Source organism: Streptomyces sp. NBC_01788 (assembly GCF_035917575.1).
Taxonomy (GTDB): Bacteria; Actinomycetota; Actinomycetes; order Streptomycetales; family Streptomycetaceae; genus Streptomyces.
This window is the reverse complement of sequence record NZ_CP109090.1, coordinates 5,685,335-5,700,469: the sequence shown is the minus strand read 5'-3', so window position 1 is coordinate 5,700,469 and position 15,135 is coordinate 5,685,335. Positions and strand designations below refer to the sequence as shown.

The 15,135-nt window shown below is 70.5% G+C and carries 12 protein-coding genes; 1 reads left to right on the top strand and 11 read right to left on the bottom strand.

The genetic code is table 11. The features are described from left to right. Positions 1-103: 103 nt before the first annotated feature. From OIE49_RS25885 to OIE49_RS25835, 11 genes are all read right to left on the bottom strand, one after another. Positions 104-697 (bottom strand): GNAT family N-acetyltransferase, encoded by a 594-nt coding sequence (locus tag OIE49_RS25885; RefSeq protein WP_326804350.1) that lies wholly within the window; start codon positions 695-697, stop codon positions 104-106. Positions 698-751: 54 nt separating this feature from the next. Further along, a complete protein-coding gene (locus tag OIE49_RS25880) occupies positions 752-1,600 on the bottom strand; it encodes a GNAT family N-acetyltransferase (RefSeq protein ID WP_326804349.1) in 849 nt (282 codons plus the stop codon). Between the two features lie 123 nt (positions 1,601-1,723). After that, a complete protein-coding gene (locus tag OIE49_RS25875; protein WP_326804348.1) occupies positions 1,724-2,614 on the bottom strand; it encodes an ABC transporter permease in 891 nt (296 codons plus the stop codon). Then, a complete protein-coding gene (locus OIE49_RS25870) occupies positions 2,614-3,549 on the bottom strand; it encodes an ABC transporter permease (RefSeq protein WP_326804347.1) in 936 nt (311 codons plus the stop codon). Before OIE49_RS25870 ends, OIE49_RS25875 begins: the two co-directional genes overlap by 1 nt. Next, positions 3,546-4,841 carry an ABC transporter ATP-binding protein gene (locus OIE49_RS25865; RefSeq protein ID WP_326804346.1) on the bottom strand — a complete coding sequence of 432 codons (1,296 nt, stop codon included), beginning with the start codon at positions 4,839-4,841 and terminating at the stop codon, positions 3,546-3,548. The genes OIE49_RS25870 and OIE49_RS25865 overlap by 4 nt, the downstream gene beginning before the upstream one ends. Then, positions 4,838-6,034, bottom strand: coding sequence for an ABC transporter substrate-binding protein (locus OIE49_RS25860; RefSeq protein WP_326804345.1), 1,197 nt, complete (start codon positions 6,032-6,034; stop codon positions 4,838-4,840). The genes OIE49_RS25865 and OIE49_RS25860 overlap by 4 nt, the downstream gene beginning before the upstream one ends. A 136-nt stretch (positions 6,035-6,170) precedes the next feature. Next, positions 6,171-7,232, bottom strand: coding sequence for a LacI family DNA-binding transcriptional regulator (locus OIE49_RS25855; RefSeq protein WP_326804344.1), 1,062 nt, complete (start codon positions 7,230-7,232; stop codon positions 6,171-6,173). A gap of 221 nt (positions 7,233-7,453) precedes the next feature. Beyond that, a complete protein-coding gene (gene ispG / locus OIE49_RS25850; RefSeq protein WP_100571660.1) occupies positions 7,454-8,611 on the bottom strand; it encodes a flavodoxin-dependent (E)-4-hydroxy-3-methylbut-2-enyl-diphosphate synthase in 1,158 nt (385 codons plus the stop codon). Between the two features lie 173 nt (positions 8,612-8,784). Beyond that, entirely contained in the window at positions 8,785-10,077 is a 1,293-nt protein-coding gene (locus tag OIE49_RS25845) for a M50 family metallopeptidase (protein ID WP_326806330.1), read from the bottom strand. An 8-nt stretch (positions 10,078-10,085) separates the two neighbouring features. Next, entirely contained in the window at positions 10,086-11,348 is a 1,263-nt protein-coding gene (dxr, locus tag OIE49_RS25840) for a 1-deoxy-D-xylulose-5-phosphate reductoisomerase (protein ID WP_326804343.1), read from the bottom strand. Positions 11,349-11,554: 206 nt separating this feature from the next. Continuing rightward, positions 11,555-13,495 (bottom strand): acyl-CoA dehydrogenase family protein, encoded by a 1,941-nt coding sequence (locus tag OIE49_RS25835; protein WP_326804342.1) that lies wholly within the window; start codon positions 13,493-13,495, stop codon positions 11,555-11,557. Between the two features lie 348 nt (positions 13,496-13,843). On the opposite strand from OIE49_RS25835, the gene OIE49_RS25830 reads away from it, so the two are divergent. Next, complete coding sequence (locus OIE49_RS25830; RefSeq protein ID WP_326804341.1) at positions 13,844-14,857, top strand: LacI family DNA-binding transcriptional regulator; 1,014 nt, start codon at positions 13,844-13,846, stop codon at positions 14,855-14,857. The last annotated feature ends 278 nt before the right edge of the window (positions 14,858-15,135 follow it).

Genomic DNA, 15,135 nt, shown 5'->3' with positions numbered 1-15,135 from the left:
TCTCGTACTCCTGCCGTGGTGGCCCCCCGCCCGGGCGAGGCCGGGAGTGGGGGAAGCTGATGGCTAGGAGGTTAGCCGGGCTTGCCGCGCCGGTGGAAATCGGTTAAAGCCGACCCGGCGCCGGGTCCGGACGGCGGCGCAGCGGCAGCGGGGCGCCCATCACGGCGTACGGTTTCGGCGCGCTGGGGAAGAGCACCTGGCGGGCGAGGTCCTCGTAGCCCAGGGAGTGGTAGAGGCCGCGGGCCGGGCTGTCGGTGTCGATCGCGGAGAGGATCGAGCGGGGCTCGCTCGCGCTGTCGGTGATGGTCGTGATCAGGGCCCGTCCGATGCCGCGGTTCTGGTGGCTCGGGTGGACGTGCAGTTCGGTGATCACGAAGGAGTCGTCGAGCCAGTCGTCGTGGCCGCGGGCGCGCAGATAGGGCTGGACGACGGTGGACCACCAGTGGGTGCGGTCGTTGGGCATGCCGTAGACGAATCCGACGAGCCGGCCGTCGGCCGCGGTGGCGCCGAGGGCGCGGGCCCCCCGGCAGGTCATGTGGCGCAGCACGATCTGCCGGCGTACGGCCACCTCGTCGGCGCCGAGGCCGAAGGCGACGGCCTGCACGGAGAGCGCCTCGTCGACATGGGCCGGCAGGTCGAGGGGGCCGATCACGACGTCGTCGCAGCGGCGGTGTCCGTGATCGGGGAAGTGCGCCATGCCCGGAGACTACAGGGCGTGCACGGGGCGCTGAACAGCTCAGTGAGACGCAGGTCAGAACAGCACGCTCATGAACGCGCCGACCTCGCGGAAGCCCGCCTTCAGGTAGGTGCGCCGGGCCGCGGTGTTGAAGTCGTTCACGTACAGGCTGACCACCGGGGCCACGTCGGCCAGCGCGTAGCGCAGGACCGCGGCCATGCCCGGGCCCGCCAGACCGCGGCCGCGGTACTCGGGGGCCACCCATACGCCCTGGATCTGGCACGCCTCGCGGGTGGCGGCGCCGATCTCGGCCTTGAACATCACCTTGCCGTACTCGTCGAGGCGGGCGAAGGAGCGTCCTGAGCCGACGAGTTCGGCGACCCTGGCCTGGTAGAGCAGGCCTCCGTCACCGGCGAGCGGGGAGACCCCGACCTCCTCGGTGAACATCGCCACGCAGGCCGGCATGATCGTCTCCATCTCGTCCTTGCGGATGCGGCGGACGTAGGGATCGGGGGCGATGCCGACGGGCATGCGGTCGGTGGCCATGAGCGGCTGGTGGGCGCGGATCTCGCGGGCGGGGCCCCAGCCGGGTTCCAGGAGCCGCCACAGCTGGGCGGTGGGTTCGGCCGGTCCGACGATGGAGGAGCAGCGGCGGCCGGCCCGGCGGGCGCGGTCGGCGAAGGCTCGGACGGCCCTGGGGGTGGCGCAGATCGGGACGAGGTTGGCGCCCGCGTAGCACAGGGACGTCAATATGCCGTTCTCGTACCAGCCCCACATCTCGCCGCCGAGCCGCCACGGGTCGAGTCCGGCGACCTGTACCCGGGACGCCACGAAGGCGTTCGCGACCGGCTCGCTGCCGAGGACCGCGAGCACGGCGTCGAGGTCGCTCGGTCCGAGGACCGTGGTGGTCGTCTGGGTCAACACGTCGGCGGGGCCTCACCACGAGGATCTACTGGTTCCCGCACTGTACCTGCCAGGAACGGGCGACGCCGCCCGGCGGTGAACAGCGCCGGACGGCGTCCCCCTGCTCGTGGGGACGGCCGCCGCCTACGCGGACCGGTCGTCCTTGACACGGGTCACCAACTGGGTGGGGTTGACGAAGCGCAGTGCGACGACCAGCAGCACGAGCATCGACAGCGTGTACATCACGGCCATCGCGTCGATGGACTGCTGGGTGCGGATACCGGCCGAGAACACGGCGTAGTAGAGCGCCACGACGAGGGTCTGGCTGTCCGGGCCCGCGGTGAGGAAGGTGAGTTCGAACATGCCGACCGTGCGGACCAGGACCAGTACGGAGGCGGCGAGGATGCCGGGCACCAGCAGCGGCGCGAGGACGCGCAGCAGGACGGAGCCGGTCCGGGCCCCGCACATCCGGGCGGCCGCCTCGATCCTGGGGTCGATCTGCTCGATGAAGGGAGTCATCGTCAGGACGACGAACGGCACCGACGGCACGAGGTTCGCCAGTACCACCCCGGTCAGCGTCCCGGCGAGCTGGAACTTGTACAGGACGGTGGCCAGCGGGATGCCGTAGGTGAGGGGCGGCACCAGGATCGGCAGCACGAACAGCAGCAGCACGGCCTTCTTGCCTGGGAAGTCCCGCCGGGCCAGGGCGTAGGCGGCCGGCACCCCGATCACCACGGACAGGACGACGACGAGCACGGACACCAGCGCCGTCGTCCAGAAGACCTGGCCGAGCTGGAACTCCCGCCAGGCGGAGCCGTACCACTTCGTCGTCCAGCCCTCCGGCAGCCAGCTGGTGAACCAGCGGGTGCCCAGGGAGTCGACGAGCGGGACGCCGATGACTCCGGCGAGCTGGAGGAAGAAGAACCCGAAGACGACGGCGGCGATCCAGGTGCCGGGTCGGATCCCGCGCCACCAGGGCGGCGCGGCCGGGTCCGTGACGGCGTCCGCCGTGGGGTCCTGGACGAGGTCGGCCATCAGCCCTTGCCTCCCGTCGCCCCTCGGTACAGCAGCGACCGCCAGGCGAGCACCAGGACGACGACCGCGAGCATCACCGCGGCCATGATCATGGCGATGGCGGAACCGAGGGAGTAGTCGAATTTCTGGAACGCCGCCTGGTACGCCTCGATCGAGATGACGTGCGTGGACTTGCGCGGGTCACCGACCAGTTGGGCGGACGGGAACACCGCGAACGCCAGGACGAACGACAGGCAGAAGGTGATGGCCAGACCCGGCGCGAGCAGCGGCAGGAGCACGTACCGCAGCCGTTTGCGCCAGTCCGCGCCGAGCGTCGCCGCGGCCTGCTCCAGGCTGGGGTCGATACCGGTCAGGTACGACAGCGTCAGCAGGTAGGAGAAGGGGAAGCCGGTGATGATCAACGAGGCCAGCACACCCCAGTAGTTGTGCACGAGGGCGAGCGGCTCGTCGACGATGCCGAGCCCCAGCAGGGCCTTGTTGAACCAGCCGTTGGGGCCGAGGTAGCCGAGCAGGCCCTGCGCGGTGAGGACCGTCCCGAGGGTGATCGGCATGACCAGCAGCGTGGTGATCAGCCGCCGGCCGCGGAACACCCCGCGGGTGCGGAACGCGACCGGTACGGCGGCAAGGCAGTTGATCAGCGCGGCGGGCACGGCCAGCCCGAGCGTGATCCACAGGGTCTCGCGCAGGTACGGATCGCTGAAGAAGAGCCGGTAGTTGGCGAACGGCCCTCCGCCCTGGGCGGGTTGGAAGGACAGTCCGAGACCGTAGAAGAACGGGTAGCAGAACAGCACGGCGAGGAAGAGCACGCCCGGGACCGCGAGGAGCAGAAGCCGGTCGATCCCGCGCTCGGCCAGGCGGTGACGCAGCGCGGGCCGGGCGGCCGGGGGTTCCGGTGGCGCGGGCTGCGGCGCCACGCGGGTGTCGGTGGCGCTCATGTGGCCACCTGCTTCGGGGTGTCCCGCGCCTCCCGCGGCTTGTGCGCGGGCCCCGCCGCGTCCTGGTCCGCCGGTGCGGCCGCCGGGTTCCGCGGGTCGTGGGAGTCCGGCTCCCCGGCCTCGGGAGCGGACGGCCCGTCCTCGGCCCCGGGGCCGTGGGACGGCCTGTCACCGCGGTCGCCCGGCTGTCCGTCGCCGTCCTCGGCGGCGAAGACGAGGACCCGGTCGGGCGGTGCGACGAGCCGTACCGAGTCGTCGGGCGCGAGCCGCTTCCCGGTGCGGAAGTGGACCCGGCGCCCGTCGGTCAGCCGTGCCTGTACGGCGAGTTCGCGTCCGTGGTACTCGACGACCTCGACCGTCGCGGGCAGTCCCGGCGTACCGGAGGTGCCGGAGGTGCCATCGGGTTCGTCCCCGGTCACCGCGTCCAGGTCCTCGGGGCGGATGGCCGCCGTGACGCGGCCGCCTGCGGCGACGCCGTCACGGTCGAGCCCGACGAGCGGGCTGCCCGCGATGTCGACGACCACATGGGGGCCGCGGGTGCCGGTGACGGTGGCGTCGAGCAGGGTGCGGTAGCCCATGAAGGAGGCGACATAGCGGTTGGCCGGGCGGCTGTAGACCTCCTCCGGGGTGCCGATCTGCTGGGTGCGGCCGTCGCGCAGCACGACGAGCCGGTCCGCCAGGGAGAGGGCCTCCTCCTGGTCGTGCGTGACGTACACGGTGGTCAGTCCGAGCCGCTGGTGCAGGCGGCGGATCTCCGCCCGCATCTCCAGGCGCAGTGCGGCATCGAGGTTGGACAGCGGTTCGTCCATCAGCACCAGCCGCGGTTCCAGGACGATGGCGCGGGCGATGGCGACCCGCTGCTGCTGGCCGCCGGAGAGCTGGCCGGGCCGCTTGTGGGCGTGGGCGGTCAACTGCACCATGTCCAAGGCCCTGTTGACCCGGTCGGCGGCCTCTGCCTTGGGGACCTTCGCCATTTTCAGGCCGAAGCCGACGTTGTTCCTGACGGTCATGTGCGGGAACAGGGCGTAGTTCTGGAAGACCATGCCGAACCCGCGCCGTTCCGGGGCGAGTCGGTCGATGCGTTCGCCGTCGAGGAGGATTTGGCCGCCGGTCAGCGGCAGCAGTCCGGCCAGGCAGTTGAGGGCGGTGGACTTTCCGCACCCGGAGGGGCCGAGCAGCGCCACGAACTCACCGCCCGAGATCTCCAGGTCCAGTCCCCGCAGGGCCTGGTGCCCGCCGAAGCTGCGGGTGACTCCGTCCAGGCGCAGGGTCGAGATGCGGGCCCCCGTCACTGGCCGGCCACCTGACGGTTCCACAGGTCGAACGCCTTCACCTGCGCCTGCGCTGACAGCGACGGCTTCTTCGGGAACTGGTCGATCCAGGTGTCGAACTCGGGGACGCCGTACTCCTTGACGACCTGCTGGGACTTGGCCGGCGCCATCGACAGCGGCACGTCCTTGACGGCGGGGCCCGGGTAGAAGTAGCCGTCGTCGTAGGCCTTCGCCTGCTGCTCGGGGGTGAGCATCCAGTGGAGCAGGTTGAGCACCGCGGACATCTTGTCGGCGCTGACGCCGTTGGGGACCACGGCGTACTGGGCGTCGGTCACCCAGGTCATGTCGTCGAAGTGGCCGGCCTTCATCTTCTTGGGCACGGTGCCGAGCGCACGCGGGTTGATGTACCAGCCCGTGGTGCTCATGATCATGTCAACCTGACCGGTGGCCAGGTTCTTCATCGTCTCGGACGTGCCCGAGGCGTACACGTCGACGTACTTGTCGAGCTCCTTCAGATACGCCCACGTCTTGTCCCACCCCTTCTCGGGATCGGACGGGTCCTTGTCGCCGAGGAGGTACGGCAGCCCCATCAGCCAGGTGCGGCCGGGACCCGAGTTGGCGGGGTCGGCGTACTGGAAGCGCTTGGGGTGCGCCTTGGCCCAGTCGAGGAGTTCCTGCGGGCTCTTCGGCGGGTTCGGCACCTTGGCCGGGTCGTACTCGAACAACGGCCCCGACGGGTAGTACACGACGGCCGTGCCCTTGCCCTGCGCCAGCTTCGCCATCTCCGCCGCCGGCGGCAGGTAGTCCGGGTTGCCGATGGCGTCCTGGTGCGTGGACATGTCCGCCCAGAGGTCCTGCTCAAGACCCGCGGCGAGGCCGTCGGTGCCGGTGAGCACCATGTCGATCTGGACGCGGCCCGCCTGCTGCTGCGCCTTGATCTTGCCGGCGAGTTCCGGAGCCGGCGCCTTGGAGTACGAGACCTTGCTGACGATCTCCGGGTGCGTCTTCCGGAACTCGTCGATCATGCCCTGGGTCAGCTGGAGGTTCCCCGCGACGTCGAGGATCTCCAGCGAGACCGGCTTGCTGGGCTTGTCCGGCACCTTCCGGGTGGACTGCCCCTTGTCCCCCGACGACTGACTGCTCGGCGCGCTGCATCCGACCACCGTGACCGCGAGCAACAAGCCGGCGGCGACGAGGCGCTGAACGGACGGCATACGAAGACTGGCTCTGTGGACGGTGCGGGACACAGCAGCAACTCCCTGCGGGCGTCGGCCCGATATCGTCAGCGACGGTGAGGAAACGCTTTCTCGGCCTTGTGCCCGAACAAAATCCTGCCCGCCATCGGATCTGTCAAGAAGGTGCGCCGGTCGAAAAACGGATGTGCAGGTCAACCGGGATGGACTCGCACTCGATGTCGTCCTCGCCGGCCATCAGCCGCAGCAGCGCCGCACCGGCCGCCTGCCCGAGCCGTCCCCGGGGAATCGCTACCGTGGTCAGCGGCGGCGCCGAGAAGCGCGCCATGTCGATCTCGTCGAATCCGGTCAGCGACACGTCGCCCGGCACCCGCACACCGAGTTCGGCGAACCGCGCGAGCAGACCGAGCGCCACGAAGTCGTTGTAGGCCATCACGGCACTCGCGCCGGTGCCGAGGGCGGCGTCGGCCGCCGCGTACCCGTCGTCGGCGGTGGAGCCGCCCTCGACCGTGCGCACGCGAAGCCCGAAGTCCTCGGCGGCGGCGAGGGCGCGCACCCGCTCGTGGTGGGCCCAGGCGCGGCCGGGCCCGGCGACGTAGACGACGTCCCGGTGCCCCAGCTGGGCGAGGTGACCGCAGAGGGCGAGGACACCGCGGAAGAAGTCGACGGTGATCGCCCGCAGCCCCAGGCCCGGCTCCTGCCGGTTGGTGACCAGGACCGGGGTGTCGCGGCCGGTCAGCGCGACGAGGTCGGCGCGCGGCATGCGCGGGGAGCAGAGCAGCAGGCCGTCGGCGTACCGGACGAGGTCCTCGGCCAGTTCCCGTTCGGCGGCGGGGTCCTCGTTGGAGTCCATGACCAGGACGCGGGACCCGCTGGATCTGGCCACCGTCGAGAGGGCCTTGATGATGTCGTGGAAGTACTGGTTCGCCAGGTCCGGGACGAGCACCCCGAGCGTGCCGGACCGTCCCCGGGCCAGGCCCTGCGCGGCGGCGTTGGGGCGGTAACCCAGGTCGGCGACTGCCTCGCGGACCCGGTCGGCGAGGTCCGGGGCGACGGTGCCGACCTGGTTGATCACCCGTGAGACGGTCGACACCGAGGCGCCGGAGGCACGGGCCACGTCGGCGATGGTGACGCGTTTCTGCCCCCGGCCGGCGGACCGTCTCGCGGGCCCCTCGCCGCCGTTCCCGGCGCGCTCTCCGGTGCGCCGCGCTGTGGTCATCGCATCCCCCCTGGAGTCGTCCGGTGCCGAGACAGCGATTTCTCAGCCCGCTCGTCAGCAAGTTAGCAGTCACAAGCGAGCGGGAAGAGGGCGTGGACGGCGGCGAAGCACGAACCGTCGCAACATTTCGCTGAAAACGCTTCCCGGAGACCAGGAAGCCCCGCCCTTCAGGGGGCGGGGCTCCGGTATGACGCGGCGGGGGTCGGTCGCCGCCCCGGTGGTCAGCCGCTGACCGAGATCTCCGGCTCGCCCGAGGCGACGCCGTCCTGCTCCATCTGCTCGGCGAGCTTCATGGCCTCCTCGATCAGGGTCTCCACGATCTTCGACTCCGGCACGGTCTTGATGACCTCGCCCTTCACGAAGATCTGCCCCTTGCCGTTGCCGGAAGCGACACCGAGGTCGGCCTCACGGGCCTCACCGGGACCGTTGACGACGCAGCCCATCACCGCGACGCGCAGCGGCACCTCCATGCCGGTCAGACCGGCGGTGACCTCCTCGGCCAGCTTGTACACGTCCACCTGGGCACGGCCGCAGGACGGGCAGGAGACGATCTCCAGACCGCGCTGGCGCAGGTTCAGCGACTCCAGGATCTGGATGCCGACCTTGATCTCCTCGACCGGCGGCGCGGACAGCGACACGCGGATGGTGTCACCGATCCCCTGGGACAGCAGCGCGCCGAAGGCCACGGCCGACTTGATCGTGCCCTGGAAAGCGGGGCCGGCCTCGGTCACGCCGAGGTGGAGGGGGTAGTCGCACTGCCCGGCGAGCTGCCGGTAGGCCTCGATCATCACGACCGGATCGTTGTGCTTGACCGAGATCTTGATGTCCCGGAAGTCGTGCTCCTCGAACAGGGACGCCTCCCACAGCGCCGACTCCACCAGCGCCTCCGGAGTCGCCTTCCCGTACTTCTGCAGCAGCCGCCGGTCCAGCGAACCCGCGTTCACACCGATCCGGATCGGCGTCCCGTGATCCTTCGCCGCCCGCGCGATCTCCCTGACCTTGTCGTCGAACTGCTTGATGTTGCCCGGGTTCACCCGCACCGCCGCACAGCCCGCCTCGATCGCCGCGAACACGTACTTCGGCTGGAAATGGATGTCCGCGATCACCGGAATCTGCGACTTCCGCGCGATCGTCGCCAGCGCGTCCGCGTCGTCCTGCGTCGGACACGCCACCCGCACGATCTGGCAACCCGACGCCGTCAACTCCGCGATCTGCTGCAACGTCGCACCGATGTCCGACGTACGCGTCGTCGTCATCGACTGCACCGACACCGGCGCGTCCCCGCCCACGGCCACGGACCCGACCTGGATCTGCCGGCTCTTGCGGCGCTCGGCGATCTTGGTAGGAACGGACGGCATGCCGAGAGAAATCGCAGTCATCTGCTGTGCAACCCCAAGTCGTGGATCAAGGTCCGGCCTCGTTCAGCGGCGGGCTCCAGGCATCGAGATTACGGCACGTCCATGCGCCCCAGCACATCCCACCCGTCCAAACCCACTCAATGGGAGGCGGCCGGACGGGAGATCCGTCCGGCCGCCTTCCACAGGGGTTTCGGCTAAGAGATCTTGACCGGGTTAACCACATCCGCGATCAGGACGAGGATCGTGAAGCAGACGAAGACGCCCGCCACCACGTAGGCCACCGGCATCAGCTTCGCCACGTCGAACGGACCGGGGTCCGGCCGGCGCAGCACCCTCGCCAGGTTCCGCCGCAGCGACTCCCACAGCGCCCCCGCGATGTGCCCGCCGTCCAGCGGGAGCAGCGGGAGCATGTTGAACAGGAACAGGGAGAGGTTGAAGCCGGCGACCAGCATCAGGGCCATGGCCAGTTGCTGGGTGGGCGGGATGTCCAGGGTGAAGATCTCGCCGCCGACGCGGGCCGCGCCGACCACGCCCATCGGGGAGTCGGGCTGGCGTGGAGCGCCGTCGAAGGCCGCGTTCCACAGGGCCGGCACCTTGCCGGGCAGGCTCGCGATGGAGTGGACGGCCTCGCCGAGCCGGTCGCCCATCCAGGTCACGGACTGGCCGAGGTCCTGTCGGACGATGCCGGTCGCGGCGCTGAAGCCGAGGAAGCCGGCGCTGACGTACTGCCCCTGCACGATCTGGCCGCGTGAGTCCTTCTTGGCGACCTGGTTGGTGGCGATCTTCGCGTGCAGGGTGACGTCCTGTCCCTTGCGGTCGACGACGATCGACACCTCCTTGCCGGGGTTGGCGCGGATCAGGTCGGACAGCTGGTTCCAGTTGCCGGTGCTCACCCCGTTGAAGGAGACGATCTTGTCGCCCGCCTTCAGGCCGGCGGCCGCGGCCGGTGCCGGGGCGTCGGTCTTCTTGCAGTTGTCGCGGTTCTCGCTCTGCGCGATGACGCACTGGGAGACGGAGCTGACGGTGGTCGTCTGCTGCGAGATGCCGAAGCCCATGAGGACGGTCAGGAACAGCGCGACCGCGAGGATCAGGTTCATGAAGGGGCCCGCGAACATCACGATGACCCGCTTCCACGGGGCACGGGTGTAGAACAGGCGCTTCTCGTCACCGGGGCCGAGCTCCTCGAAGGCCGCCGAGCGGGCGTCCTCGATCATGCTGCGCCAGGGCGAGGTGGAGCGGGCCGTGATCCGGCCGTCGTCGCCCGGCGGGAACATGCCGATCATGCGGATGTAGCCGCCGAACGGGATGGCCTTGACGCCGTACTCCGTCTCGCCCTTCCTGCGGGACCACAGCGTCGGGCCGAATCCCACCATGTACTGCGGCACGCGGATGCCGAAGAGCTTGGCGGTGGACAGATGCCCCAGCTCGTGCCACGCGATGGAGACCAGCAGGCCCACCACGAAGACGACTATGCCGAGGATCATCATCAAGGACGTCATGCACGCGCCTCCGCTGTCGCCGTTCGCGCTGTCAGTTCCCGGGCCCTGGCGCGGGCCCAGGTCTCCGCTTCGAGGACGTCCGGCACCGTCAGGGTAGTTCCCGCGGGGGGTGTGCCGTGCTCCTCGACCACTTGTGTCACGGTCTCCATGATCCCGTTGAAGGGCAGGGCGCCGCGCAGGAACGCGTCGACGCACTCCTCGTTGGCCGCGTTGAACACGGCCGGGGCGGTGCCGCCGAGCCCGCCCACGTGCCGGGCGAGCCCCACGGAGGGGAAGGCCTCGGTGTCGAGCGGGAAGAACTCCCAGGTCGACGCCTTGCTCCAGTCGAAGCTGGGCGCGGCGTCGGGAACGCGTTCCGGCCAGCCCAGGCCGATGGCGATGGGCCCGCCCATGTCCGGGGGCGTCGCCTGGGCGAGGGTGGATCCGTCAGTGAACTCAACCATCGAGTGGACATACGACTGCGGATGCACGACGACCTCAATGCGGTCGAAGGAAATGTCGTACAGCAGGTGTGCCTCGATGACCTCGAGGCCCTTGTTGACCAGGGTGGCGGAGTTGACCGTGATCACCGGGCCCATCGCCCAGGTGGGGTGGGCGAGGGCGTCCTCGACGGTGACGTCGGCGAGCTCGGCCTTGGTCCGGCCGCGGAAGGGGCCGCCGGAGGCGGTGACGACGAGCTTGCGCACATCGGCCCGCGTTCCCGCCGCGAGCGCCTGGAAGAGGGCGGCGTGCTCGGAGTCCACCGGGATGATCTGGCCGGGCTTGGCAAGCGCCTTGACCAGCGGGCCGCCGACGATGAGCGACTCCTTGTTGGCGAGCGCGAGGGTGCGGCCCGCCTCCAGGGCGGCGAGGGTCGGGGCGAGGCCGATGGAGCCGGTGATGCCGTTGAGGACCGTGTGGCAGTCGGAGGCGGCGAGGTGGGTGGCGGCCTCCGGTCCGGCGAGGATCTCGGGGAGGGGCTCGGACGCCCCGTACTGCGCGGCGAGCGCCTCGCGCAGGGCCGGTACGACGTCCTCGCGGGCCACGGCGACGGTCCGCGCCCGCAGCCGGTACGCCTGCTCGGCGAGGAGACCGACCCGTCCGCCGTTGGCGGAGAGCCCGGTGACCCGGAAGCGGTCCGGGTTGCGCAGTACGAGGTCGATGGCCTGGGTGCCGATGGACCCGGTGGACCCGAGCACCACCACGTCCTTGGGGCCGTCCCCGGCGACGGGGTCGAAGACGAGGTGCGGGTCGGCGAGAGGGGCTGGACTGTCGCTCATCCCCCCATTGTGGCCGCACCGGGTGCCCGGACGGACAGCGCGCCCCCTCGAAGGGGGGAGCGAGTCGCCGGTCGCCGCGCCGCGGACGCGCCACCGGCACGCCCCGTCGCGGACGCTGTCGGCCGCCCGGTGGCCGATGCCGCCGGGCGGCCGGTGGATGTCGCCGACAGGCGGCCGTGCCGCGTGTCACGGCCGTCGGGCGGCCGTCACCTGATCGGCCGGTGCACGTTCTCCCGCTCGCTCGGACCGGGGGTCGCCTCCGCGATCCACGGGCCGTCGTCCGACGGGTCGACGACGCCTTCCTCCAGCCAGGTGTAGGCGCCGCCGAGGACGCCCTTGACGACCTTGCGGTCGAGGTCGTCGGTGTTGGTCCACAGGCGGTCGAAGAGTTCGGCGACGCGGATGCGGGACTGCCGGCAGAAGGCGTCGGCGAGCTGGTAGGCCTCGCGGCCGTGGTCGCCCTGGGTGCGCAGGAGTTCGGCGCGGACGCAGGCCGCGCTCATCGCGAACAGTTCGGCGCCGATGTCGACGATCCGGCCGAGGAAGCCCTGCTTGGTCTCCATCCGGCCCTGCCAGCGGGACATGGCGTAGAAGGTGGAACGGGCGAGCCTGCGGGCGTGGCGTTCCACGTAGCGCAGGTGGCCGGACAGGTCGACGTGTCCGGACGGGTGGAACTCGGCGTACGAGCGCGGGAGCTGGCCGGGGCCCGCGACCAGCCTGGGCAGCCACTTGGCGTAGAAGACGCCCGCGTTCGCGCCCGCCTTCGCCTTGTCCGACAGGGACTTGTCGGGGTCGATGAGGTCGCCGGCGACCGAGAGGTGGGCGTCGACCGCCTCCCGCGCGATCAGCAGGTGCATGATCTCGGTCGAGCCCTCGAAGATGCGGTTGATGCGCAGGTCGCGCAGCATCTGCTCGGCGGGGACCGCGCGTTCCCCGCGGGCGGCGAGGGACGCGGCCGTCTCGTAGCCGCGGCCGCCGCGGATCTGGACCAGCTCGTCGGCCATCCGCCAGGCCATCTCCGAGCCGTAGAGCTTGGCGAGGGCGGCCTCGATGCGGATGTCGTTTCGGTTCTCGTCGGCCATCTGGGACGACAGGTCGAGCACCGCCTCCAGCGCGAAGGTGGTGGCCGCGATGAACGAGATCTTCGAGCCGACCGCCTCGTGCAGCGCGACCGGCTTGCCCCACTGCTCGCGGACCGCGGACCACTCGCGGGCGATCTTCAGGCACCACTTGCCCGCGCCCGCGCACATCGCGGGCAGGGAGAGGCGGCCGGTGTTCAGGGTGGTCAGGGCGATCTTCAGACCCTGGCCCTCGGCGCCGATGCGGTGGGCGGCCGGGACCCGCACCCGGTGGAAGCGGGTGACGCCGTTCTCGATGCCGCGCAGGCCCATGAAGGCGTTGCGGTTCTCCACGGTGACGCCCTCGGAGGCGGCCTCGACGACGAACGCGGTGATGCCGCCGCGGTGGCCCTCGGACTTCGGCACGCGCGCCATGACGACGAGGAGGTCGGCCACGACCCCGTTGGTCGTCCACAGCTTGACCCCGTCGAGGACGTAGCCGTCCCCGTCCGGGACGGCCGTGGTCGCCAGGCGCGCCGGGTCGGAGCCGACGTCCGGCTCGGTGAGCAGGAAGGCGGAGATGTCCGTGCGGGCGCAGCGGGGCAGGAAGGTGTCCTTCTGCTCCTGCGTGCCGAAGAGTTTCAGCGGCTGCGGCACGCCGATCGACTGGTGCGCGGAGAGCAGCGCGCCGATCGCGGGGCTGGCGGAGCCGGCCAGGGCGAGGGCCTTGTTGTAGTAGACCTGGGTCAGACCGAGGCCGCCGTACTTGGTGTCGATCTTCATGCCGAGCGCGCCGAGCTCCTTGAGCCCGGTGACGACCTCGTCCGGGATCCGCGCGTCGCGCTCGATGCGGGCCGAGTCGATCTTCGTCTCGCAGAAGTCGCGCAGCTTGGCGAGGAACTCCTCGCCGCGCTGCACGTCGTCGGCCGCGGGCAGCGGGTGCGGATGGATGAGATCGAGCCGGAAGCGGCCGAGGAACAGCTCCTTGGCGAAGCTCGGCCTGTGCCAGTCCTGCTCCCGAGCGGCCTCCGCCACCTGGCGGGCCTCGCGCTCGGTGACGGTGGGCTTGTTGGACGTTGGTGCGGACATGAGGCTCACCTCGCCGCGAAGAGGGATGGAGGGCGCGGTACGTTACCGACCGGTGCTACTGGATCGTATGTACCCGATACCGGGCGGACCCACCACCCCACGCGCACGGACGCTCGCAGTCCACCGTCTGTTTCGGTCTGTCACACCCAGCATCGTGTGTGCGGGGCGTGACGACCACTCCTTGTACTCCGTTCGGATGGCCCGTCCGGGAGCGGGAAAAGAAAACAGTCGAAGCGCTTCGACAGCCTATGGACACCCACCCCTGCCGGGGCTACTGTCGAACCACCCCTACCTCCCGATGTCGGTACTGCGCACTGTCGAAGCGCTTCACACACCTTGGAGAGCTGGATGGTCACCCTCGCCGAGGTCGCCCAGCACGCCGGAGTCTCGGCGAGCACGGTGAGCTACGTCCTCAGCGGCAAGCGGTCCATCTCCGCGAGCACCCGGCAGCGGGTCGAGGAGAGCATCCGGAAGCTCGGCTACCACCCGAACGCGGGCGCCCGCGCCCTGGCGAGCAGCAGGTCGAACATCATCGCCCTGATGATCCCGCTGCGTACCGACATGTACGTGCCGGTGATGATGGAGATCGCCATCGCCGTGGCCACGACCGCCCGCACCCACGGCTACGACGTGCTGCTCCTCACCGGCGAGGAGGGCCCCGACGCCGTGCGCCGGGTCACCGGCAGCGGGCTCGCCGACGCCATGATCCTGATGGACGTCGAGCTGGACGACGAACGGCTGCCGCTGCTGCGGGAGACCGATCAGCCGACCGTCCTGATCGGGCTGCCCGCCGACACCACCGGGCTGACCTGCGTGGACCTGGACTGGGGTGCGACGGGCGCGCTGTGCGTGGAGCATCTGGCGCTGCTCGGGCACCGCGAGATCGCCGTCATCGGCGAGGCGCCCGCGGTCTACGAACGGCACACCGGCTTCGCCGAACGCACCCTCGACGGCCTGCGCTCCCGGGCCCGCGAGCTGGGCCTGGGCCTGCTGCACCGACCGTGCGAGGGCGGGTACGACGCGATGGCTCTGACCCTGGCCCGGATCCTCGACGAGCGCCCTGGCACCACCGGCTTCGTCGTGCAGAACGAATCCGCCGTCGAACCCCTGCTCGCCCTGCTGCGCCAGCAGGGCCGGGCGATCCCCGAGGACGTGTCGGTGGTCGCGATCTGCCCGGACCAGGTCGCCGTCCAGGCCTCGGTGCGGCTGACCTCGGTGGGCATCCCCGCCCAGGAGATGGGGCGGCACGCGGTCGCGCGCCTGGTGGCCAAGCTCGACGGACAGGGCGCGGACGAAGTGGTGCTCATCGCGCCGGAGTTGACAGTCCGGGCGAGTTCGGGGCCGGTCGCCTCCGGCTCCTGACACCGGCCCGCTCCGGCCCTGGCCCGCCCAGGACGCCTCCGTCCCACTCCCACTCCTTCAAGGAGCACTCTTGAACCCTCTCCCAGCGGAAACAGGGAGATTCCTGGCTCACGTCGCCTGCGGATCCAGCGGACCAGCAGGTCTTACACGATCAACACCAGCCGGGGTGGAACCAGCCCGGTTTGGCACTGCAAGCGAAGGAGTCGCTGCGCTGGCTTGGTTCTCGCTCAGCACGCCGGAAAGCGTACCAGCCCGTCCCATTCCTCCCCGCTCTGAAG